The organism is Saccharomonospora sp., from assembly GCF_027317685.1.
Classification (GTDB): domain Bacteria; phylum Actinomycetota; class Actinomycetes; order Mycobacteriales; family Pseudonocardiaceae; genus Saccharomonospora.
Genome location: NZ_DAHVQP010000111.1, coordinates 25061 through 45319 on the forward strand (window position 1 = coordinate 25061; position 20259 = coordinate 45319).

At 66.8% G+C, this 20259-nt stretch carries 16 protein-coding genes and 1 tRNA gene; 9 read left to right on the forward strand and 8 right to left on the reverse strand.

Annotation, left to right across the window (positions count from 1 at the left end):
• Positions 1–122 precede the first annotated feature (122 nt).
• Complete coding sequence (locus tag M7H19_RS12605; RefSeq protein ID WP_298180978.1) at positions 123–776, forward strand: DedA family protein; 654 nt, start codon at positions 123–125, stop codon at positions 774–776.
• A gap of 331 nt (positions 777–1107) precedes the next feature.
• On the opposite strand, the gene M7H19_RS12610 is transcribed toward M7H19_RS12605, so the two are convergent.
• Positions 1108–2580 carry an MFS transporter gene (locus M7H19_RS12610; RefSeq protein ID WP_298180979.1) on the reverse strand — a complete coding sequence of 491 codons (1473 nt, stop codon included), beginning with the start codon at positions 2578–2580 and terminating at the stop codon, positions 1108–1110.
• Positions 2581–2605: 25 nt separating this feature from the next.
• Positions 2606–6187 (reverse strand): DNA polymerase III subunit alpha, encoded by a 3582-nt coding sequence (gene dnaE, locus M7H19_RS12615; RefSeq protein ID WP_298180980.1) that lies wholly within the window; start codon positions 6185–6187, stop codon positions 2606–2608.
• Between the two features lie 208 nt (positions 6188–6395).
• Between dnaE and M7H19_RS12620 the strand changes: the two genes are divergently transcribed.
• Entirely contained in the window at positions 6396–7163 is a 768-nt protein-coding gene (locus M7H19_RS12620; RefSeq protein WP_298180981.1) for a protein phosphatase 2C domain-containing protein, read from the forward strand.
• Between the two features lie 97 nt (positions 7164–7260).
• On the opposite strand, the gene M7H19_RS12625 is transcribed toward M7H19_RS12620, so the two are convergent.
• Positions 7261–7860 carry a DUF4383 domain-containing protein gene (locus M7H19_RS12625; RefSeq protein ID WP_298180982.1) on the reverse strand — a complete coding sequence of 200 codons (600 nt, stop codon included), beginning with the start codon at positions 7858–7860 and terminating at the stop codon, positions 7261–7263.
• 107 nt (positions 7861–7967) lie between these two features.
• On the opposite strand from M7H19_RS12625, the gene M7H19_RS12630 reads away from it, so the two are divergent.
• A complete protein-coding gene (locus M7H19_RS12630; RefSeq protein WP_298180984.1) occupies positions 7968–8492 on the forward strand; it encodes a 2'-5' RNA ligase family protein in 525 nt (174 codons plus the stop codon).
• Here M7H19_RS12630 and M7H19_RS12635 read toward each other — a convergent pair.
• The 4 genes from M7H19_RS12635 to M7H19_RS12650 all read right to left on the reverse strand — a co-directional run bounded on the left by M7H19_RS12635 (position 8489) and on the right by M7H19_RS12650 (position 10915).
• Entirely contained in the window at positions 8489–9454 is a 966-nt protein-coding gene (locus tag M7H19_RS12635; RefSeq protein ID WP_298181012.1) for a neutral zinc metallopeptidase, read from the reverse strand. The two genes, M7H19_RS12630 and M7H19_RS12635, sit on opposite strands and share 4 nt — an antisense overlap.
• Before the next feature lie 347 nt (positions 9455–9801).
• Positions 9802–9876: transfer RNA gene (locus M7H19_RS12640), tRNA-Val, on the reverse strand.
• A 41-nt stretch (positions 9877–9917) separates the two neighbouring features.
• Positions 9918–10373, reverse strand: coding sequence for a peroxiredoxin (locus tag M7H19_RS12645; RefSeq protein ID WP_298180985.1), 456 nt, complete (start codon positions 10371–10373; stop codon positions 9918–9920).
• 116 nt (positions 10374–10489) lie between these two features.
• Positions 10490–10915 carry a DUF3052 domain-containing protein gene (locus M7H19_RS12650; protein ID WP_298180986.1) on the reverse strand — a complete coding sequence of 142 codons (426 nt, stop codon included), beginning with the start codon at positions 10913–10915 and terminating at the stop codon, positions 10490–10492.
• 364 nt (positions 10916–11279) lie between these two features.
• On the opposite strand from M7H19_RS12650, the gene aceE reads away from it, so the two are divergent.
• The 6 genes from aceE (at position 11280) to M7H19_RS12680 (ending at position 19257) form a co-directional block, all read left to right on the forward strand.
• Complete coding sequence (gene aceE, locus M7H19_RS12655; protein WP_298180987.1) at positions 11280–14096, forward strand: pyruvate dehydrogenase (acetyl-transferring), homodimeric type; 2817 nt, start codon at positions 11280–11282, stop codon at positions 14094–14096.
• A gap of 264 nt (positions 14097–14360) precedes the next feature.
• Positions 14361–15599 carry a PucR family transcriptional regulator gene (locus M7H19_RS12660; RefSeq protein ID WP_298180988.1) on the forward strand — a complete coding sequence of 413 codons (1239 nt, stop codon included), beginning with the start codon at positions 14361–14363 and terminating at the stop codon, positions 15597–15599.
• A gap of 147 nt (positions 15600–15746) precedes the next feature.
• Complete coding sequence (locus M7H19_RS12665) at positions 15747–16664, forward strand: ACP S-malonyltransferase (protein WP_298180989.1); 918 nt, start codon at positions 15747–15749, stop codon at positions 16662–16664.
• On the forward strand, positions 16661–17656 hold the full coding sequence (locus M7H19_RS12670) for a beta-ketoacyl-ACP synthase III (RefSeq protein ID WP_298180991.1): 996 nt from the start codon (positions 16661–16663) through the stop codon (positions 17654–17656). The genes M7H19_RS12665 and M7H19_RS12670 overlap by 4 nt, the downstream gene beginning before the upstream one ends.
• Positions 17657–17731: 75 nt before the next feature.
• Positions 17732–17977, forward strand: a complete 246-nt coding sequence (locus tag M7H19_RS12675) for an acyl carrier protein (protein ID WP_298180992.1) — start codon at positions 17732–17734, stop codon at positions 17975–17977.
• 32 nt (positions 17978–18009) lie between these two features.
• Positions 18010–19257: a beta-ketoacyl-[acyl-carrier-protein] synthase family protein gene (locus tag M7H19_RS12680; protein WP_298180993.1), complete on the forward strand. Its 1248-nt coding sequence runs from the start codon at positions 18010–18012 to the stop codon at positions 19255–19257.
• A 105-nt stretch (positions 19258–19362) separates the two neighbouring features.
• On the opposite strand, the gene M7H19_RS12685 is transcribed toward M7H19_RS12680, so the two are convergent.
• Positions 19363–19854, reverse strand: a complete 492-nt coding sequence (locus M7H19_RS12685) for a DUF3145 domain-containing protein (RefSeq protein ID WP_298180994.1) — start codon at positions 19852–19854, stop codon at positions 19363–19365.
• Positions 19855–20259 lie beyond the last annotated feature (405 nt).

Sequence of the window (20259 nt, forward strand, 5' to 3'; positions counted from 1 at the left end):
CGGGTAAAACTTGAAAGAAAACTCCTGGATCGAGTGAACCGGACGAGGGCTGGTGTCGTCTGATTCCGTAGGACTGTCTGGGACAGTCGATCCGATACAGACGGCATTCAGGGGGCTTTTCCGTGGTAACCGAGGTACTCAACTGGCTGCAGAGCCTGCCGCAGCCGGCCCTGGTCGGTGCGACAGGACTGCTGGTCCTGCTTGAGTGCACCGTGGGTCTGGGGTTCATCGCGCCAGGCGAGTCAGGGCTGCTCATCGCGGCCACCACGGCCACCACGGCCCCCCGATTCATCGTCCTCGTCCTCGTGGTCACGGTGTGTGCCGGTATCGGCGATTCGATCGGGTACGCGATCGGTCGCCGGTTCGGGCCGCGCCTCCGGGAGACGAAGCTGATCCAGCGATACGGCACCGACGCCTGGGACAAGGCCACCGGCATCCTCCAACGGCGGGGAGCGTGGGCGGTGTTCTTCGCCCGCTTCCTGCCGGTGGTACGCACATTGACCCCAGCGGCGGCGGGGACGTCCAAACTGCCGTACCGCAAGTTCTTGCCCGCCGTGGTCTCCGGCGCCCTGTGCTGGTCACTCCTGCACGTCAGTCTCGGCGCGGCGCTGGGCGAAGCCGCGCGTCAGGTGGAGGACGTTCTCAGCACCGGCGGCATGATCGTCGTCGGCGTGCTCGCGGCCATCGGTCTTTTCTTCCTCGTCCGTTACAAGAGGAAGAAGGCCGCCGCCGCACTCGCCGCCGCCACGAAGGAACCAGCCGACGACCGCGGCTGAGCTCGTCGTTTCCCACAGCACACATCGACACGCCGCCAGACGTTCCGGGTGGGTCCTGTCCCCTTCCTCCCAGGACCCACCCGAATCAAAAAACCTTCGAGGCCGTCCCGGTCGATCCCCCGCGGTCGCCGAGCGCGGCCCTCGCGTGAGGTGACACGGCAAGCACATCGAGCCGATGTGGTTCCTGCCCGATCCTTTCGAAAACGCCACCGCACCATCGCCCCAGGTAAGGGCATGGATCGGGTGGTGGTTCCGCCTCGCCGAAGGTCCGTACCAGGATTACTCACCGGTCAGTGTTATGCCAGCCGAGACGGGCCATTCACTTATTCGGTCACTCCGTAGGAGTAGGGGTGGTGTTCGCGGCTTGAGCTTGTTCCGTCCGAGAAAGTCCAGGGCGTCGACGCACATCGACCACAGCCAGGACCAGTGCCACCAGGATCATGGCCACCGCACTCAACATCGCCCATCGCAGCCCCGCCAGATAACCGCCCGCCGAATCGATGCCCACGTGGAACATCGACGCCAACATGGCCACGCCGATCGCGGTACCGATACGCTGCCCCGTCTGCAACGCTCCCCCGGCGACACCGGCCATCCGCGTAGGCACCTGTTCCAGCGTCAACGTGGTGTTGGGTGAGATCACCATGCCGCCGCCCACGCCCGCGACCAGCAACGGAGCCGCCGCGGCCAACCCCGCCATGGAGGCGGAGACCATCGGCACGACGATCCCCACCGTCGTCAACCCCACCGTCACCAAGGACAGTCCTAGCAGGGTCAACCGCCTCCCCAAGCGCGCGACGAGTCGTCCCGCCACGGCCGCCGACACCGCGGCTCCGATGGCGAACGGTGTCACGATCAGCCCGGACTCCAACGGCGTGTATCCCAGGCCCTGCTGGAAGAACAAGGCGAACACCAGCCAGATCCCGGAGAACCCCGCGAAATACACCGCCCCGATCGCCGCACCCGTCGCGTATCCCGGTGTCTCGGTGAACAGTCGCACGTCGAGCAGCGGAGAACCTCCACGCCGCACGACCCGCCGTTCCCACAACACGAACGCGGCCCCGAACGGCACGGCCGCCACCGGCATCCACCAGAACGCGGCCAACCCGCCTTGGTCGGACTGCACGAGCGGGAAAAGCACCCCAAGCACGGCCACACCCAGCAGGCCGATGCCCACGAAGTCCAGTTCCGACCGCAACGAGGACCCGCGTCGCGGCGCACGAGGCAACAGCCGGGCAGCCAACACCAACGCGAGCGCCCCGATGGGCACATTGACGAAGAACACCCAGCGCCAGCCGTCCTCCGCCCCGAAAACAGCGATGATCGAACCACCGATCAACGGCCCCACGGCCGTGGACAGCGACACGGTCGTGCCGAACAGGCCGAACGCCTTCCCGCGCTCCGCACCGCTGAACAACTCCTGGATCAGACCGGTGTTCTGCGGAGTCAACATGCCCGCCGCCATGCCCTGCAACAACCGGGCGACCACGAGCATCGTCTCGTTGACGGCCGACCCGGCGAGCGCGCTGGTCAACACGAACGCCGACAGCGCGAAGAGGAACATCCGGCGCCTGCCCAGCACGTCACCGAGCCGACCACCGGACACCAGCACGAGCCCGAACGCCAACGCGTACCCCGACACGACCCACTGCACACCGGCCGTGGAGGCACCCAGACTCTGCTGGATCGACGGCAGCGCCACGTTGACGATGCTGACGTCGAGCAGGGACATGAACCCGGCAGCCAGCGTGACGGCTAAAGCCCTCCACCGCCGCGGATCAGGCCTGTCGATCTTCGAGTTCACTCCTTCACCGTCTTGAACCCGCGGTTCAACTGCTCGCCGCTGCGATACCGGGGATGCTCTTCAACTCTCCCAACAGCATCGAACTGACCGTCACCGGATAGTCGTACAACGCGAAGACGGTCTCGGACGACCTACCGACGAGTTTGAGCCGCACCGGGGTGTCACCGCGGTGTGCCTGCAACGTCTGTTTCAGCTCGATCACCACGCTCTTGGTGATCTTCTCGGCCGACGCCAGCAGCATCAGCGGAGGCTCCTCGTCACCGAGCGCGACGTCACTGAGGTCGAGTGGCACGAGCCCGGCGGCGAACACCGACATCTTGTCTTCCCGCCAGTTGACGCGGCCCTTCACCACCACCGCGTTGTCCTCGACCAGGTCGGCGGCGAACAGCGCGTACGACTTCGGGAAGAACAGCACCTCCAGCGAGGCGTCCATGTCCTCGACCGTACAGATGGCCCAGGGCTCACCCTTCTTGTTCACCCGTCGTTCCAAGGAGGTGATGAGCCCGGCGATCTCGATCTCGCCTTCCTTCGGCGGATCGGCCAGGATCGCCGCGATCGGTCGCTTGGCGTGCTTGCGGAGAATGCGCTCGGCCCCGTCGAGCGGATGCGCGGACACGTACAGGCCGAGCATCTCGCGTTCGTAGGCGAGTTTCTGCTTGCGCGGGTACTCCTCGTCGTCGAACTTCAGGTGCGCCAGCGGCGACGAGGCCGTCTGCGCCGTGGTGTCGTCGTCGGCGCCTCCGCCGAAGCCCTGGAACAGGTCGAACTGTCCCATCGCCTCCTGCCGCTTGAGCGGCACGACGGCGTCGACCGCGTCCTCGTGCACGCGCATCATCGACAGCCGTGTGTTGCCGAACGAGTCGAACGCACCGGCCTTGATCAAGGACTCGATGACGCGCTTATTGCAGACCACGAGCTCAGAGGAGTCGAGGAAGTCGGTGAACGACGTGTACTTCCCCTTCTTCTCCCGCGTGGTGATGATCGAGTCGACGACGTTGGCGCCGACGTTGCGCACTGCGCCCAGCCCAAACCGGATGTCGTCGCCGACAGCGGCGAAACGACGGTCCGACTCGTTGACGTCCGGCGGCAGCACCCGGATGCCGAGCCTGCGGCATTCGGACAGGTACACCGCCGACTTGTCCTTGTTGTCACCGACCGAGGTGAGCAGCGCGGCCATGTACTCGGCGGGATAGTTCGCCTTCAGGTACGCGGTCCAGTAGGACACCAGGCCGTAGCCGGCCGCGTGCGACTTGTTGAACGCGTACCCGGCGAACGGCAGGATCGTGTCCCACAGAGCCTGGATGGCCTCGTCGGAGAAGCCGTTGTCCCTCATCCCGGCACGGAAGCCCTCGAACTCCTTTTCGAGGACCTCCTTCTTCTTCTTGCCCATCGCCCGGCGCAGCACGTCGGCGCGACCCATCGAGTAGCCCGCGACCTTCTGCGCGATCTGCATGATCTGTTCCTGATAGACGATCAGGCCGTAGGTCTCGGACAGGATGTCCTTCAGGGGCTCCTCGAGCTCCGGGTGAATCGGTTTGATCTGCTGCCGGCCGTTCTTGCGGTCGGCGTAGTCGTTGTGGGCGTTCATGCCCATCGGACCGGGCCGGTACAGCGCGAGCACGGCGATGATGTCCTCGAACCCGGTGGGCTGCATACGGCGCAGCAGGTCGCGCATCGCACCACCGTCGAGCTGGAACACGCCGAGTGTGTCCCCCCGGCCCAGCAACTTGTACGCCTCGGGGTCTTCCAATCCGAGCCGGTCGAGGTCGATCTCCTCGCCTCGGTTGGCCTTGATGTTGTCGATAGCGTCCCCGATGACGGTGAGGTTGCGCAGACCGAGGAAGTCCATCTTCAACAGGCCGATGGCCTCACACGACGGGTAGTCCCAGCCGGTGATGATCGCGCCGTCGTCGCGTTGCCAGAGGGGAATGGTCCCCAGCAACGGCTCGCTGGACATGATGACCGCGCAGGCGTGCACGCCCGCGTTACGGATCAGGCCCTCCAGGCCCCGGGCCGTCTCGAAGATCGTCTTGACCTCGGGGTCGGTCTCGATCAACGAGCGCACCTCGGCGGCTTCCGCGTAGCGCTCGTGCTCCGGGTCGACGATGCCGGCCAACGGAATGTCCTTGGCCATGATCGGCGGGGGCAGTGCCTTGGAGATCCGGTCGGCGATCGAATAGCCCGGCTGGCCGAAGTGCACGCGCGCCGCGTCCTTGATCGCGGCCTTGGTCTTAATGGTGCCGAAGGTGATCACCTGCGCGACGTGGTCGGCGCCATACTTCTCGGTGGCGTACCGCACCATCTCGCCGCGACGGCGGTCGTCGAAGTCGATGTCGATGTCGGGCATCGACGCGCGCTCGGGGTTGAGGAACCGTTCGAACAGCAGGTTCTGCGGGATCGGGTCCAGGTTGGTGATACCCAACGCGTACGCGACCAGCGACCCGGCGGCCGAGCCACGCCCGGGACCGACCCGGATGCCCACGCTACGGGCATAGTTGATCAAGTCGGCGACGACGAGGAAGTAAGCGGGGAAGCCCTTCTGCTCGATGACCTTGAGCTCGAACTCAGCTCGCTCCTTGTACCCGTCGGGCACACCGTCGGGGAAGCGCCATTCGAGGCCCTTCATCACCTCGTGGTGCAGCCAGCTCGCCTCCGTGTGTCCCTCGGGAACCTCGAACTTCGGCATCCGGTCCCGGTGGGCGAAGACGTCCTCATAGGACTGCACGCGCTCGGCGATCAGCAACGTCGAGTCGGTGGCGCCCGGCACCTCGGTGTCCCAGTACTCACGCATCTCCTGCGCGGACTTGAGGTAGTAACCGTCGCCGTCGAACTTGAAGCGAGTCGGGTCGGACAGTGTCTTGCCCGACTGCACGCACAGCAGGGCCGAGTGTGATTCCGCCTGATCCTTGGTGACGTAGTGGGAGTCGTTGGTGGCCAGAGGCTGCAGACCGAGCTTCCTCCCGATCTCCAACAGCCCTTCGCGTACCGCGCGTTCGATGGGCAGGCCGTGGTCCATCAGCTCCAGGAAGAAGTTGTCCTGCCCGAAGATGTCGCGGTAGTCGGAGGCGGCCTGAAGCGCCTCCTCCTTCTGTCCCAGCCGAAGCCGCGTCTGTACCTCGCCGGACGGGCAACCGGTGGTGGCGATGATGCCCTCGGCATGTTCCGCGATCAGCTCGCGGTCCATGCGCGGCTTGCGGTAGTAGCCCTCCATGCTCGCCAGGGACGAGAGCCCGAACAGGTTCCGCAGACCGGCGGAGTTCTCGGCCAGCATCGTCATGTGGGTGTAGGCACCACCGCCGGAGACGTCACCGCCCTCACCGAACTCGTCGGTGCTGCGCTGACCGGAGTTCCCCCAGAACACCGGCTTCTTGTGGAAGCGACTCTCGGGCGCGACGTAGGCCTCGATACCGATGATCGGCTTGATGCCGGCCTTCTTCGCCTGTTGATAGAAGTCGTCCGCGCCGTACATGTTGCCGTGGTCGGTCATACCCACGGCGGGCATTCCCAGCCGGGACGCCTCCGCGAACAACGGAGCGATCTTCGCCGCCCCATCGAGCATCGAGTACTCGGTGTGGACGTGTAGGTGGACGAAGGAATCGTTCGACACCGGCGGAAAACCTCCGAAAACACCCTCAGGACGGCCAAGACGTGCCGACCAGCTTAGCTCCGCCGACGGCCCACACCGGGATGGCATGCCGCTACCGATGGGGTACCTTTCGCCGTCCGATATCGGAGGTGCGGTCGGAGCGGCGAAACGAGACCAATTAGCGTACTGTTGTACCTCGCTGCTCACCGAGCAATGGTTCACTGCACTCATGACACACGACCAGGCACTCGCCCTCCACTACGCCGCGGGCTCCGATGTGGGACGACACCGCAGCGGAAACGAGGATTCCGCCTACGCGACCGACCGGCTGCTCGCCGTCGCCGACGGCATGGGCGGACATGCCGCGGGTGAAGTCGCCAGCGCTCAGGCTGTCGCCGCGTTGGAGGAACTCGATGCCCGTCTAGCGGACACCGACCTGGGAGAGGTGGACCTGGCCGACGAACTGTCGGGCGCCATCGTCGCCGCGGCCGACCGGCTCAACCGGAGCGTGGCCGAGGACCCCGATCTCACCGGCATGGGAACCACCGTCACAGCGATGCTGTGGGACTGCCCGCGGTTCGCGCTCGCCCACATCGGCGACTCGCGCTGCTACCACCTGCGTGACGATGTCCTGACCCAGCTCACCCGCGACCACACGATGGTGCAGACGCTGGTGGATCAAGGGCGTCTCACCCCGGACGTCGCCGAGCGGCATCCCAGTCGGTCGGTACTCGTGCGGGCGTTGCTCGCCGGAGTCCCCGCCGAGCCGGACGTCTCGCTGCACACCGCCGAAGCCGACGACGTGTACCTGTTGTGTTCCGACGGACTCACGGACGTCGTCAAGGTCGACGAGATCCACCGGGTGCTCGCGGAGGTGGTGTCGAAGGACGCCACCCCTGACGAGGCCGTGACGTCGCTCATCGACCTCGCCAACGAGGGTGGCGGCCCCGACAACATCACCTGCGTGGTCGTCCACGTCACGCCGGAGGAAGGCTGACGCGTCCCGTGTCCGCGTGCCGTGGGTCGCACGCCCTGTTCTCGTGGACATCGTGGGCTCGTCAGTGGTTCATCGGTGGTTCGTCAGCGAAAACTTGTCAGTGGGCGGTGCCGCGACGCCAGAGGCGACGCCCCGCCGTCCGAGGAGTTCGACGCCCACCGGCCTCACCGGCCTGCCCCGCCGGAGTACCACCGATGTCGGTGCGGCCGGTAACACCACCCGCGGCATCGTGCTCGTCCCTCGTCGGCGCGCTGATCTTCTTACGCGCGGGCATCACGGCCAGCACAAGACCCAGCAGAGCCGTGCCCAAGTGCAGCCAGTTGTCGGCCGCGTCGAGCGCGAACGGGTTACCCAGTCCGGACACCGGGTTCCCGGCGAACACTCCCGTCACGGCGAGCCCCCACAGGAGCAGGATGCCGAAGACCGCGAGCAGCACCCAGCCGTAGGTCCTCGCCAAGCCGGAACTCAACGCCATCAGCACGCCTAGGACGCCGATGACGATGTGGAAAACGTTGTGAAGCGGGTTGATCGAGAAGACCCAGAGGGTGCTGTGGCTCGCGTCGGCGAACCCCCCGAACCCGGTGATTATCATGCCGATGATCCCGATGGCCAGGTAAACCAGGCCGATCAGTCCGGCAAGTACCTGAACGGGTTGCAGCCCTCCCCTGCTCATGCGGGCCTCTGTTGGACGAGTCATGACTGCGCCTCCTCCTCAGGTATGCAAGGCATCACTCAGTCGAGCGAGTACCCGAGTGGTGGGCGGCGAAACGGCGAGCGGGCTTCCCACAGCCTAGTGTCATCGGCGTGGCTCTGGCCGTCTGTCTGTTGTTCGACCAGCCCTCCGAACGAGCCTTGCGCGGGTTGTGGTCGCGGCTCGAGGAGTTCGGTGTCGCGACACTGCAGACTCATACCCACGGCAGGCACCATCCGCACCTGTCGTACGTGGTGTTGTTGGACTGGGATCTCGACGCGGTGCGCGCGGCCGTGGAAGCCTTACCCGACGGCGGTTCGATGGAACTCACCTTCGACGCTCTGGCGGCGTTTCCTCGGGGCCGGATCTCACTCGTCCCGTTGATGTCCGCCGAACTGCTGGCTCGACAACGGGCGGTGGTCCGCGCGGTGAGCGCGACGGGCGCCAACGTATACCGTCACTACGCCGTCGACCGCTGGTTGCCGCACACGTCCGTGGCGACGAGGGCGACGACATCGCAGTTACCGACAGTGGCGTCCTCGGTGTACGACATCCTTCCGTTGACGGTGCGTGTCAGCCGTGCCGCGCTCATCGACAGCTCGACGGGCCAACGGTGGTCGTTGCCTTCGCTGCCTTAGGTGACGTCCTCGATCGGCGCGTGCCAGGTGTTGCAGTACCCGACATCGGCGTGTCGATGGCCGCGAGTGGCCCATTCCCGCTGGGTCTGGCTGGTGCCGTGAGTGTCGCTGTCCACCCAGTTGCGGAAGTCGTCCACTGCGGCGCGGGCCAGGTCCTCGCTGATGGACCCGCGCCCCGACGCCCCGGCGAGGAAGACCCCGGCGAAGCAGTTCGCCTGCAGCTCGAGCCGCCTGCCCAGCTCGCGATCCGGTGGACTCCCGGCCGGATAGCGATTGAGCTGCTCGTTGGCGTCGGACAGGATGCCACTGAGGTGCTGCACGTGGTGGCCGTACTCGTGCGAGAGGGTGGCGATATGGGCCTCGTCGGCGAGGCCGAACGCCTCCAGGGTGCGCTCACGCGGCAGGTAGATGGTGGTGTCCTCGGCGCAGTACAGTCCGGTGGCCTGATCAGCCGGGGGCAATTCGCCGCAGGCGGTGGCCGGGTCGTCGGCGAGGTCCACGGTGACCGGCTCGAACGGCAGGCCCGCACCGGTCAACGCGGGCTCCCACGCGCGTTCCAAACAACGCAGTTGGGCGGTGTAGAACTCGTGGAGTTGCTCCTCCCCGCTGCGGAGCTCGGGTAGCTCGCAACTGACATCGGCCAGGACGGTGCCGGACCTCAACAGCGGATTGTCACCGATCGAGGCCAGCGACAGGACGGCTTCGTCATCGGATGTCGCGCCGGGATCCACGGCTTTCTCGTCCTCGAACGCGGGCACCACGAACGTGAGCGCGCCGATGAGCGCAAGCACCACGACGACGGGCAGAACGGTGTGCCACCACGGACGCTTCCGTGCCGGCCCTGGTGGCGATACGGGAGTGTCCTCCGCGTCCCACAACTCCAGAGGAAGATCGTCAAGGTACGGCCGGACGGCCCCGGACTCACGGTCCGGTTCCTCTGCCGCATCGCCGACAGTGTGCACAGCAGCCTTCACGGTTGACATCACATACCGGCGACGAGGATAGGGCCTCACCGCCACGCACGTCACAGCGCATGGTCACGAAACGGATGCAGGCGAATGCTTCGAGCAACCTTCGAGCCCGTCTCGATCATGGGCGGCGACTGTCGGAACTCGGTATCGCCGAAGCACACGGAGCGAAGACGAGGCAGAAGACAAGGAAGAAGACGAGGAAAGAGCCGCGAACGGCGACCCTTTTCGGAGCTTTGGAAAAAAGACCCATCGACCGCGTCGAGCCCGGAACGACGGCCAGCCACAACCTTCCGAAGATGCCGCTCCACAGAACACGGTCATCCTGTGTTCTGTGGGCTTGGTGGGCGCAGCAGGGTTCGAACCTGCGACCCCCTGCTTGTAAGGCAGGTGCTCTCCCGCTGAGCTATGCGCCCGAAGGGCTTCCGGCACACGAGGCGCCGGAAGCTCCGTCGATTCAGGCCAGAGCGGCCACCGCTTTCTTCCACGCCTCCTGGTCACGCGGCTCACCCGGCTGGTTCACCTCGGCGAACCGCACGATGCCCTCGGTGTCGATCAGGAAGGTCCCGCGCAGAGCCAGACCCGCCTGCTCGTTGAACACGCCGTACTTCTTCGCGACCTCACCGTGCGGCCAGAAGTCCGACAGCAGCGGGAACTGGTAGCCCTGCTGTTCCGCCCACGCCTTCAGCGCGAACGGTGTGTCCACGGAGACACCGAGCACCTGGACACCGGGGTACTGGTCGAACTCGTCCCGCAGCTGGCACAGCTCGCCCTGGCAGATGCCACTGAAGGCGAAAGGATAGAACACGAGCAGCACCGGCTTGTCACCGCGGAACGACGACAGCGTGACTTCCTGCTTGTTGTAGTCGTTGAGCGTGAAGTCCGGGGCCTGGGTACCGACCTCGACCGCCATGGGCTCGACAACCTTTCCGCTTGTCCGATCTTACGGCGACTCGCCTCGACGGGGCGCCGACGTGCCGCGCAAACCCTACCTTGTGAACGAGAAGGCGCGGAGAGGGCCGTCGAGACTCAGCGACGTGATTTCGACCTCGGTACCAGCCTGGTGGCGGTCCACCCCTCGCCGATGCTCAGGTTCGAAGTCTGAGACATGCCGACCGTGGGCACCGCCTCGGCGATCTCGCTGGGCTCGACGTGGCCGGGCCGGCCGGTCTTCGGCGTCAGTACCCACACGATGCCGTTCTCGTCCAGAGGCGCGCGGGCATCCACCAGGACGTCTCCGAGGTCGCCGTCGCCGTCACGCCACCAAAGCAACACCACGTCGATGACTTCGTCGGCGTCCTCGTCGAGCAACTCACCACCGATATACGCCTCGATGGCGGCACGGACATCCTCGTCGACGTCCTCGTCCCAGCCCAGCTCCTGAACCACCATGTCGGGCTTGATTCCGAGCCTTTCGGCGACGCTGTTCAGGTCAGCGTCTCCCGCGGCGACCACGACTTCTCACTCCTCCAACTTTGGGCATGTGCGGGTCGCCGCACGCCTCGCATGCCGCGGGCGACCGCACTACGTACACGGATGGACCTAGCGAACACTGCTACGGCTCAGAGCGCAACCGTCCACACCGGATGCCGGTCGACTCGGGCGTGACGCACTGCACGCGGCTCGTCCTCATACAACCTGAACTAGGCTAGAAGCAGGGTTTACACAGCGGCGAGTCCCGCTAAACCGCTCACGACTAGACACGGTGTTACGAACAGCTCATTGTTACCGCAGAGTAGTTGCTGACGAGCACCGCGTCCATAGACACGATGGCATAACGACAACACAAAGCAACTCCGAAAACCGGCGAGGAGATCCCTTGGCCCCCCAGAACGACGAGGCCGGGCGCGGCATCACTGAAGGCGCCTCCGGCCAGGGAGCACCGGCACGTGTACGCGTCATCCGCGACGGACTGGCGGCGCACTTGCCCGACATCGACCCGGAGGAAACGTCCGAATGGCTCGACTCCTTCGACGCCGCATTGGCGAGGGGCGGTCAACAGCGCGCCAGGTACCTGTTGCTCAGGATGCTGGAACGCGCCCGCGAACGCAACGTGGGCGTGCCGCCACTGTCCGCGACGGACTACGTCAACACGATTCCCACAGAGAACGAACCGTGGTTCCCCGGCGATGAGGAGGTCGAACGCCGCTACCGCGCGTTCATCCGCTGGAACGCCGCGATCATGGTGCACCGGGCGCAGCGGCCGGGAGTGGGCGTGGGCGGCCACATCTCCACCTACGCCTCGTCCGCAGCGCTCTACGAGGTCGGCTTCAACCACTTCTTCCGGGGCAGGAACCATTCCGGTGGTGGCGACCAGATCTTCATCCAAGGGCACGCCTCCCCCGGCATCTACGCAAGGGCCTTCCTCGAAGGCAGGCTGGCGGCCGACCAGCTCGACGGCTTCCGGCAGGAGATCTCTCATGCCGGCGAGGGCGGCGGCCTGCCGTCCTACCCTCACCCGAGGCTGATGCCGGACTTCTGGGAGTACCCCACGGTGTCGATGGGCCTCGGCCCCATGAACGCGATCTACCAGGCGCGGTTCAACCGCTACCTGCACGCGCGAGGCATCAAGGACACCAGCGACCAGCACGTCTGGGCGTTCCTCGGTGACGGTGAGATGGACGAGCCCGAGTCTCGCGGTCTCATCCACGTGGCCGCGGGCGAGGGGCTGGACAACCTCACGTTCGTCGTCAACTGCAACCTGCAGCGACTCGACGGGCCGGTCCGCGGGAACGGCAAGATCATCCAGGAACTGGAGGCCTACTTCCGCGGCGCGGGCTGGAACGTCATCAAGGTCATCTGGGGACGTGAGTGGGACGCCCTGCTGCACGCCGACCGTGACGGCGCCCTGGTGAACCTCATGAACCAGACGCCGGACGGCGACTACCAGACGTACAAGGCCAACGACGGCGCGTATGTCAGGGAGCACTTCTTCGGCCGCGACCCGCGTACCAAGGAACTGGTAGCGCACCTCACCGACGAACAGATCTGGAACCTCAAGCGTGGCGGCCACGACTACCGCAAGGTGTACGCGGCGTACAAGGCGGCGATGGAGCACCAGGGCCAGCCGACGGTGATCCTGGCCCACACCATCAAGGGTTACGGCCTGGGCCCGGCGTTCGAGGGTCGCAACGCCACCCACCAGATGAAGAAGCTGACGCTCGACGACCTGAAGCTGTTCCGGGACGCTCAGCGCATCCCGATCAGCGACGCCGAGCTGGAACGTGACCCGACGCTGCCGCCGTACTACCACCCCGGCGACGACTCGCCGGAGATCCAGTACATGAAGGGCCGCCGCCAGGCTCTGGGCGGCTACCTGCCCGAGCGTCGGTCCACGGCCAAGCCGCTGGTGCTGCCGGGCGACAAGGTGTACGAGGCCATCCGCAAGGGCTCGGGCAAGCAGGACGTGGCCACCACGATGGCGTTCGTCCGCCTGATCAGGGAACTGGCGAAGGACCCGGAGATCGGCCACCGCCTGGTACCGATCATCCCGGACGAGGCCCGCACATTCGGGCTCGACTCGATGTTCCCGACGGCCAAGATCTACAACCCGCAGGGTCAGAACTACACCTCGGTCGACGCTCAGCTGATGCTCGCCTACAAGGAGTCCGAGCAAGGACAGCTGTTGCACGAGGGCATCAACGAGGCCGGCTCCACTGCGTCGTTCACCGCGGCGGGCACGTCGTACGCCACGCACGGCGAGCCGATGATCCCGATCTACATCTTCTACTCGATGTTCGGGTTCCAGCGCACCGGTGACGGCCTGTACGCGGCGGCCGACCAGATGACGCGCGGGTTCGTGCTGGGCGCCACGGCAGGCCGCACCACGCTGACCGGCGAGGGCCTGCAGCACGCCGACGGGCACTCCCAGCTGCTGGCGACGACCAACCCGGGCGTGGTGTCGTACGACCCGGCGTGGTCGTACGAGATCGCCCACATCGTGAAGGACGGTCTGCGCCGCATGTACGGCGAGACGGGCCCGAACGGCAACGGTGAGGACGTCTTCTACTACATCACCATCTACAACGAGCCGTACCAGCAACCGCCGGAGCCGGAGAACCTCGACGTGGAGGGCCTGCTCAAGGGGCTCTACCTCTACAAGACGGCACCGGACGGCACCGGCCCGAAGGCGCAGATCCTGGTGTCCGGTGTCCTGATGCCCGAGGCTCTGCGGGCCCAGCGGATGCTGGCCGACGAGTGGAACATCCGCGCGGACGTCTGGTCGGCCACGTCGTGGAGCGAGCTGCGTCGGGAGGCCGTGGAGGTCGACCGCGACAACTTCCTCCACCCGGCGGACGAACCGCGCGTGCCGTACGTGACACAGAAGCTGTCGACGGCGGAAGGCCCGGTCGTGGCCGTGTCGGACTGGATGCGTGCCGTGCCGGACCTGATCCGGCCGTGGGTGCCCACCGACATGCTCACGCTGGGCACCGACGGGTTCGGCTTCTCCGACACCCGTCCCGCCGCTCGTCGGTACTTCCTGGTCGACGCCGAGTCGATCGCGGTCGGCGTGCTCACGATGCTGGCCCGTCGCGGCGAGGTGTCGCAGGACACAGTCGTGGAGGCCACACGGAAGTACCAGCTCCACGACGTCTCCGCCGCGGGTCCCCAGACCTCGGACTCCGGCGTGGCCTGACGCACCGGCCCGGCCCTTATCGTCCGAAACAGACCTCGATGGGCACCCGCCGCCAGCACTCACGAACGAGTGAGTCCGGTGGCGGGTCATGATCCCGCAGTCCATAGTGGAAACACCGGTGGGGACCGGGGAAGTGAGACCGCCCGGCGTGCCGTCCTCGGCGCGCCGGGCGGTCTCTTTATGCGCCCTTGCGGCCCCCTGAGTGGCCTCCACGTCGCCGTATCACCGACCTGTCCACACCTGGGGCGTAGGATTCGGCGCAGTATGTCCATCGAACCGTCGTCCACACCGCCGACCGTGGAGACCGCGGCTTCGCCGCTCGCCCGGCAGGAACTGTCCGAGTCGACACTGCGCGCGCTGGAACGTGCTTCCGGCAGACTCGCCAAGGCGAGCGTGGCGGCTATCGAAGAGCAGTTTCCCTGGTTCAGACGAATGCCCGCCGATCAGCGGGCGAGCGTGCTGCTGATCACTCAGGCCGGGGCAGCGGGCTTCGTGCGGTGGATGCGGGACTCGCAGGAGGCGTTGAAGCTCACCACCGAGGCGTTCCGATCGGCACCGAGGGAGCTGTCCCGCTGGATCAGCCTGCGCCAGACCGTCGAGATCGTGCGGCTGGCGGTGGACGTGTTCGAGGAGCAACTCCCCCAGTTCGCGGCCGACGACGCCGAACGCGCCATTCTGCGGGAAGGCATCCTGCGATACGGCCGGGAGATCGCCTTCGCCGCGGCCAACTCGTACGCAGCCGCCGCCGAGGCACGGGGTGCCTGGGACGCTCGACTGGAAGCGCTGGTCGTGGACGGCGTCGTACGTGGCGACGCCGAGGAATCGGTGTTGTCACGAGCCGCCGCTCTGGGTTGGGACCCCGCCGCCGACGCCACCGTCCTCGTGGGTAATCCCCCGTCGGACGACCCACCGTCGGTGGTGTTCGAGGTGCGGAGCAAGGCCGCCCGCGTCGGGAGACCGGTGTTGCTGGGCGTACAGGGCTCCCGACTGGTGGTGGTGGTCGCGGGCCCCACCGAGGGCACGGCGAAGGACGAGGAAGTCCTTCCCACCCTGTCGACGGCGTTCGCCGAAGGCCCTGTCGTCGCGGGCCCGACGGTGAGCAGTCTGGCCGAGGCACATCGCAGCGCGGCGGAGGCCCTGTCGGGGCTACGTGCCGTGGTCGGCTGGCCTGCGGCGCCACGGCCCACGCGGTCGATCGACCTCCTACCGGAACGCGCTCTGGCGGGGGACGCCGAGGCCGAGCGGATACTCATGGAACAGATCGCCCGCCCACTGGAAGGAGCCGGCCCGGCTCTACTCGAAACCATCGAGACCTACCTGGAAAGCGGCGGGGTGTTGGAGACGTGCGCGCGGCAGTTGTTCGTTCATCCCAACACCGTGCGGTACCGCCTGAAGAAGGCGACCGAACTCACCGGGCGCAACGCCGCCGACCCCCGGGACGCTCTTGTACTGCGAACAGCTCTGACCGTAGGCCGATTGGCCCGCTCACGAGGCCTGTGGTGACCGAATGGCCACCTCGCCGCCACAGTGAGTGAGGTATGGCACAACGTTGCCCGGATCACCCATATCCACCACCGCTTTTGTAGGACACCTACAACACCGCCGGAAGGACTTGGTGACTCGGCGGCATCCCCTCGAAAGGACCGCTCCGTGTTCCCTACAGGAGTGACCACCGCTCTCCTCTGCCCCGGACAGGGTTCTCAGACTCCCGGCATGCTCACACCCTGGCTCGAACTCGACGACGCGCGTGATCGCGTCGCGCAGTGGTCGGCGCACTGCGGGCTCGACCTGGTACGGCTGGGTACCGAGGCCGATGCCGAGGAGATCCAGGACACCGCCGTTACGCAACCACTCGTCGTCGCCGCGTCGTTGCTGGCGTTCGAGTACCTCCCCGCAGGGGTACCGGAGGACGCCCCGGTCGCGGGACATTCCGTGGGTGAGTTGGCCGCCGCCGCCATCGCAGGGGTGTTGTCGGCCGACGACGCCGTGGCCTTGGCCGCCGTGCGCGGCGCCGAGATGGCGGCGGCGTGCGCCACCGAGCGCACCAGCATGGCCGCAGTGATGCTCGGCGACCCCGACGACGTGGTGGCCTGGCTGCACGAGCACGGTCTCGAAGCCGCCAACCGCAACGGTGCGGGGCAAATCGTCGCCTCCGGCGCCGCCGACGCCATCGACAGGATCGTCGCCGAGCCCCTGCCGGGCACCAAGGTGCGCGCGTTGAAGGTGGCCGGCGCCTTCCACACCCGGTACATGGCCCCGGCCGAGGAGGCGCTGCGGGCCCACACCGAGAAGCTGAACCCGGCCGATCCCACGCGCCCCCTGTTGTCCAATGTGGACGGTAAGGTCGTGGCCAGCGGTGAGGAGTACCTGCGCCGACTGGTCTCGCAGGTCACGCGCTCTGTGCGCTGGGACCTGACGATGGACGGCCTCGCCGCACTCGGTGTCGACCGGACGGTCGAACTCCCCCCGGCAGGCACGCTCACTGGCCTGGTGCGCCGTGCTCTGAAGGGCACCGTGACCACGCCGTTCGCGGTGAAGACACCCGCGCACTTGGAGGAACTGGCATGACCGGCAGGACCGGAGCCCGGCCGACACTGAACCTCGCCCAGGGCGCGAAGGCCACCCGCATCCTGGGTGTGGGCAGCACTCAGCCCGACCGGATCGTCACCAACGACGAGCTGTCCCAGCACATGGACACCAACGACCAGTGGATCCGTGACCGCGTGGGCATCGTCGAACGCCGGTTCGCCGACAAGGACGAACGGGTGGTCGACATGGCCGTCACCGCCGGGGCGAAGGCACTCGCCGACGCGGGCGTGGCCCCCTCCGAGGTCGACACGGTGATCGTGCCGAACTGCACGATGCCGTCCCCCATCCCGAACGCCGCCGCGCAGGTGGCCGACCGAATCGGGATCAAGGCCGCGGGCGCCTTCGACCTCAACGCCGCGTGCGCAGGGTTTTGCTACGGCCTCGGCGTGGCCTCCGACCTCGTGCGAGCGGGATCGGCGAGCAGGGTGCTGGTGATCGGGGCGGAGAAACTCACCGACGTCGTGGACCCCACGGACCGCTCGACGGCGATCATCTTCGCCGACGGCGCGGGAGCGGCGCTCGTCGGCCCGTCCGAGGAACCCGGGATCGGCCCCGTGGCGTGGGGCAGCGCCGGCGACCTGGTGGACATGATCTACATGCGGGAGCACCGCTACATCTTTCAGGAGGGGCAGCCCGTGTTCCGTTGGGCCACGACGCAGATCGCCCCGGTGGCGATGCGTGCCGTGGAACTGGCCGGGCTGGAGTTGTCCGACATCGACGTGCTCATCCCGCACCAGGCGAACCTGCGTATCGTCGAGGCCATCGCCAAGAGACTGCGGGCCAAGGGTGCCCGCGACGACATGGTGGTCGCCGACGACATCCGGTACTCGGGCAACACGTCGTCGGCCTCGATCCCGCTGGCGCTGGATCACATGCGTGCCGCCGGGACCATCGAACGAGGGGACGTCGTGCTCGCCGTCGGCTTCGGAGCGGGCCTGTCCTACGCGGGACAAGTTTTTATCTGTCCGTGAGCACCGTGGTACCACTGACGCCGACGGCGCAAGGCCCGTCGCGACCCGAATAACGAAAACGAGAAAGGAACCCTCATGGCTGACAAAGACGAGATCCTCTCCGGCCTGGCCGAGATCGTCGAGGAGGTCGCCGGTGTGTCCGCCGACGACGTGACCTCGGAGAAGTCGTTCGTCGACGACCTCGACATCGACTCGCTGTCCATGGTCGAGATCGCCGTGCAGGCGGAGGACAAGTTCGGCGTGAAGATCCCGGACGACGAGCTGGCCAACTTGAAGACGGTGGGCGACGCCGTCGACTACGTCGCGACGAACGCGAAGTAGAGCTTCTCACTACGCACCTCGGGGAGGCACCAATGAGCAACATCGACGTCGTGATCACCGGGCTCGGCACTACCACACCGCTCGGCGCGAACGTCCCGTCCACCTGGGACGGCCTGCTCGCGGGTCGTAGCGGCGTCAGCACACTCGAAGCCGACTGGGTCGAGAAGGTCGACCTGCCGGTGAAGATCGGCGCTGTGCTCGCCGAGGAGCCGACGGAGAAGCTCCCCCGCGTCCAGGCCCGCAGGCTCGACCGCTGCGAGCAAATCGCTCTGCTCGCAGCGCGTGAAGCATGGGCCGACGCCGGCTTCGAGCCACCCACCGACGAACAGCAGGACGTCGAGCCCGACCGCCTCGGCGTCTCCATCGGCTCGGGCATCGGCGGCCCGCTCACGCTGCTGCACCAGGACGACCTGCTGGAGGAGCACGGTATCCGCAAGGTCTCGCCGCTGACGGTGCCGATGCTGATGCCCAACGGTCCCGCAGCGCACGTGGGCATCGACCTGAAGGCACGGGCCGGGGTGCATTCGCCGGCTTCGGCGTGCGCGTCGGGTGCGGAGGGGATCGCGGCCGGGGTTCAGATGATCCAGTCGGGCCGCGCCGACGTCGTTGTGGCGGGTGGCGCGGAGGCCTGCATCGCTCCCATCACCATCGCCGGGTTCGCGCAGGCTCGTACCGTGTCCACGCGCAACGACGACCCCGAGCGAGCCTCCCGCCCCTTCGACAGCGATCGCGACGGGTTCGTGCTCGGTGAGGGTGCGGGCGTGGTCGTGTTGGAGCGCGCGGACAGGGCCGCCGAACGTGGCGCACGGGTCTACGCGCGGCTGGGCGGCTACGGCATCACATCGGACGCCTACCACATCACCGGCAACCACCCCGAGGGAATCGGTCAGGTCGCGGCCATGCGGAACGCCATTCGGATGGCGGGACTGTCGACAAGCGATGTCGGGCATGTCAACGCCCACGCGACCTCCACCGTCGTCGGTGACGTCGGCGAGGCCGCGGCGATCCGCAAGGCCATCGGGGACCACCCGGTGGTGACAGCTCCGAAGGGCTCGCTCGGCCATCTGGTCGGTGGCGCGGGCGCGGTGGAAGCCATCGCGACGATCCTGTCGATCTACCACGGGATCGTGCCCGCGACGCTCAACCTGGAGACCCTGGACCCGAAGGTGGAGCTTGATGTCGTGTCCGGCGAGGCACGCAAGGTCGACCTCACGGCAGCCGTCAGCAACTCGTTCGGCTTCGGAGGCCACAACACCGCGCTGCTGTTCACCCGGATGTAGCCGGGTGGCGGAACTATGAGGGCCGCCTCGACTGCGTTTCGACGTAGTCGAGGCGGTCCTTCGTTCGCTCCAGGCTCTCCAGTTGTCCTAAAAGCTGCTTCGCCGTCAGCCGACCTGGTGCAACCAGGTCACCGGCGCCCCGTCACCGGCGTGCCGGAACGGTTCGAGAGCCTCGTCCCAGCTGGTTCCGAGGAGCTTGTCCAGTTCGTGCGCCAGCTGCTCGCCCGCACGGCTCTTCGACACCAGGCTGCGGAGCCGGTCCTCCCCCACCACGATGTCGCCGTTGGCGCTCGTGCGGGCATGCCAGAGGCCGAGGCCCGGTGCATAGCAGAACCGCTGCCCGTCCACGCCGGGGCTCGGTTCCTCGGTCACCTCGAACCGCACCATGGGCCACGCCTTCAAGGCGGCCGCGAGCTTGCCCCCGGTCCCCACGGGCGCACGCCAGTCACATTCGGCGCGCAACTGTCCGGGCGCGGCGGGTTGAGCCGTCCACCGCAAATCCACCCGGCTGCCGAGCGCGCCGGAAATCGCCCACTCGACGTGCGGGCAAACCGCAGACGGCGACGAGTGGACGTACACAACGCCACGAGTGCTCACTGCTGACCTCCGCTACTAGACGAGGGGCGTCTTCCCCGTACGACCTCGTCTACGAAGCGGAATAATCAAACCGCGGCGACTCCTCCGTTATTCTGCACCGCACTCACCCATTTGGCCACATGAACACCAAAAATCACACAGCAGTGCTGTCCTGCTGAGCAAAATACCCAATTCAGCTGGTGCGCCGATCAGCGCGGCACAGGTATCCCGGGTGTCCACATGACGCGGTGTTCGCCCACGTTCGGCCAGGGTTCGTCGGAGGTTTGCCCCCACGTTCGACTCGGCACCGCCAAGCTCCACAATCGACGCTCCACCGGGTCCGGTCCCGATATGCGCACACTGCGCAGCGGCACATCGGTACGTCGGATATAAACGCATATCGAGAGCCAGGACGGTCAGGGAGGG

Coding starts and splice junctions, on each gene's coding strand:
- M7H19_RS12620 (WP_298180981.1), top strand. CDS start 6,396: ATGACACACGACCAGGCACTCGCCCTCCACTACGCCGCGGGCTCCGAT.
- M7H19_RS12660 (WP_298180988.1), top strand. CDS start 14,361: ATGTCCATCGAACCGTCGTCCACACCGCCGACCGTGGAGACCGCGGCT.
- M7H19_RS12670 (WP_298180991.1), top strand. CDS start 16,661: ATGACCGGCAGGACCGGAGCCCGGCCGACACTGAACCTCGCCCAGGGC.
- M7H19_RS12645 (WP_298180985.1), bottom strand. CDS start 10,373: ATGGCGGTCGAGGTCGGTACCCAGGCCCCGGACTTCACGCTCAACGAC.
- M7H19_RS12625 (WP_298180982.1), bottom strand. CDS start 7,860: ATGACTCGTCCAACAGAGGCCCGCATGAGCAGGGGAGGGCTGCAACCC.
- M7H19_RS12675 (WP_298180992.1), top strand. CDS start 17,732: ATGGCTGACAAAGACGAGATCCTCTCCGGCCTGGCCGAGATCGTCGAG.
- M7H19_RS12680 (WP_298180993.1), top strand. CDS start 18,010: ATGAGCAACATCGACGTCGTGATCACCGGGCTCGGCACTACCACACCG.